Raw genomic sequence first — 2,456 nt, 5'->3', positions numbered from 1 at the left:
TTCCCGAGCTGCATGATTTTGTGTTGGCCAGTTGCGAAGCCGACGTGTTTTTGTTCCATGTAGAACTCGAAGCTCCAGTTGCCGCCGTCGCGGCCGATACCGGATGCTTTGACGCCGCCGAACGGGGTGGGCAGGTGGCGGACGTTTTCCGAGTTCACCCAGATCATCCCGGCTTCTAGCTTGTCGGTGAACCGCAAGGCGCGGGTCAGGTCATTGGTCCAGACATAGCCGGTCAGACCGTATGGTGTGTCGTTGGCAATCTGCAGCGCCTCGTCCTCGGTCGAGAATGGGATCGAGGTCAGAACCGGGCCGAATATCTCTTCGCGCGCGATACGCATCTGGTTATTGGCATCGGTAAACAGGGTTGGGCGAATGAAATACCCTGTGTCGCCCACCTTGACACCTCCGGCGGCGACAGTCGCACCGTCTTCCTTGGCGATGTCAAAATAGGAGGTCACCTTGTTATAGTGCTCCTCGGTCACCAGGGGCCCGATCTCGGTCGCAGGATCCAGCGGATGACCGACCTTGATGGTGTTGACCCGCTCGATCAGCCTGGCCTCGAACGCGTCCTTGATGGTGTCCTGCACCAGCAGGCGCGAGGATGACGTGCAGCGCTCGCCATTGATCGAGTAGATCATGAAGATCACCGCATCCAGCGCCCGGTCGAGATCGGCGTCGTCGAACACAACAACCGGGTTCTTGCCGCCCAGTTCCAGATGCATCCGCTTGAGCGTATCGGCACCTTGTTTGGTGATGATGCTGCCGGTGCGGCTTTCACCGACAAAGGCGATCGCCTTGATCAACGGATGCTCCGTCAACGCCTTACCCGCATCGGGGCCGAACCCGTTCACGGTGTTCAGCACACCCTTGGGCAGCCCGGCCTCTTCGGCGATCTCCACCAGCAGGCGAGCGGACAGCGGAGAATCTTCGGCCGGTTTGTGAACCACGGTGCACCCGGCAGCCAAAGCAGGTGCGATCTTCCATGTCGACAGCATGAACGGCGTGTTCCACGGCGTGATCACCCCTACCGGACCGATCGGTACGCGCGTGGTGATGTTCATCAGGGTCGGCGACTTAAGGTGCTGACCGTCCCGCGCCTGGACCACCTGATCCGCGAAATACCGGAAATTCTCGGCCCCCCGCAGCGCGGCCTTGGACATAAAGCGCAGGGTCTGGCCGGTGTCCCAGCATTCACACAGCGCAATTTCCTCGGCACGGGCCTCGATCGCATCGGCAACGTTCAGCAAGATGCGGCGCCGCTCGGTGGCAGGCATGTCGCGCCAATCGGCAAATGCGGCGTGGGCGGCATTGGCGGCAGCGTCGATATCATCGGCTGTGCCACGGGCGACATCGCAGATCACCGACCTGTCAACCGGGGAGGTGGATTGGAACACCCCTGCGGAACCGTCGCGATCTTCACCGGCAATTCGGTTCTTGATGCCGGTTTCCTTAAACCGGACCAGAAAGCCCGCCAGCTTCTCGATATTCGTACCCAGTGCGCTCATGGATCAGGTCTCCTGGTTGGTCGCGTCCAAATGGTCCCGGATCGTGCCGGTCTTGGGCGAAAGGTCTGGGTCAATGTCACGCATCTCAAGCGAGAGCGCGATGGAATGTCCGGCGAAGGCGGGGGACAGATAGGCCTCAACCGCCTCAAAAATGCGCTGCGTGGCGTCCCGTTTGACATCCGCAGTCCGGCCAGCGCGCAGGCGGATCGAGATATCAACAAACCCATGCGCCGGATTGCCGTCCGCGATGGCATAGTGATCGACCCGCGTGGCCCGGACACGAATACCGGGCAGGGGAAATATCTTGATCCCGGCAGCCGTGGCCCGGATGCATTCGCACAAGCCACTCATATCGATCCTGTCTTCCAGATTGCCGGAATACTCGACGTGAAAATGTGGCATATGCTCCCTCCAATGGTAAACATGTTTAGTAAATTGGAGCCCCCGCTGTCAAGAACTTGCTTTGTTAATCTTTGCATCTTTTGACTCTGCGAATTAGAAGACTGTCATGAGTGAACAAAGCCACACCAAGAACACCTCGCGCGCCCTTCCGATTGCCTTGCTGCGCGCACGCGAAACCGTCATGGCCCCCATCCGGGACATGCTGCAGGGGATACAACTGACCGAGCAGAAATGGCGCATCCTGCGCGTGCTGGACGAGTTGGGTGAAGTGGAGCAAAGCTCGATTGCCAAAGAGGCCTGCCTGCTGTTGCCAAGCCTCACCCGCATCCTGCGCACGATGGAAGCCGAAGGCCAAATATCACGCCGCCAGGACAGCCACGATAAACGACGCACAATGGTGAAGATCACAAACGAAGGACGAAACATCCTCGCCGAAAACCTCGGAACCTCTCTGCAGATCTACCAAAGCATCGAAAAACAAATGGGACGAGAAAAACTCAATCAACTCCTCGACCTGCTCGAAGAACTACAAGCCGTCAAAGTCTGACC

General features: G+C 58.9%; 3 protein-coding genes. 1 reads left to right on the top strand and 2 read right to left on the bottom strand.

The annotated features are described in order from the left end of the window. Both hpaE and ACR0LL_RS20945 read right to left on the bottom strand, forming a co-directional pair. A partial coding sequence (hpaE, locus tag ACR0LL_RS20950) for a 5-carboxymethyl-2-hydroxymuconate semialdehyde dehydrogenase (RefSeq protein ID WP_480589217.1) occupies positions 1–1,505 on the bottom strand: 1,505 nt, incomplete at its 3' end. A 3-nt stretch (positions 1,506–1,508) separates the two neighbouring features. After that, entirely contained in the window at positions 1,509–1,907 is a 399-nt protein-coding gene (locus ACR0LL_RS20945) for a 5-carboxymethyl-2-hydroxymuconate Delta-isomerase (RefSeq protein ID WP_480589215.1), read from the bottom strand. Between the two features lie 106 nt (positions 1,908–2,013). Between ACR0LL_RS20945 and hpaR the strand changes: the two genes are divergently transcribed. Next, positions 2,014–2,454, top strand: a complete 441-nt coding sequence (hpaR, locus tag ACR0LL_RS20940) for a homoprotocatechuate degradation operon regulator HpaR (protein WP_480492848.1) — start codon at positions 2,014–2,016, stop codon at positions 2,452–2,454. Positions 2,455–2,456: the final 2 nt, after the last annotated feature.

The organism is Ruegeria sp. AI2 (genome assembly GCF_056541275.1).
This window is presented reverse-complemented; position numbering and strand designations above follow the sequence as displayed.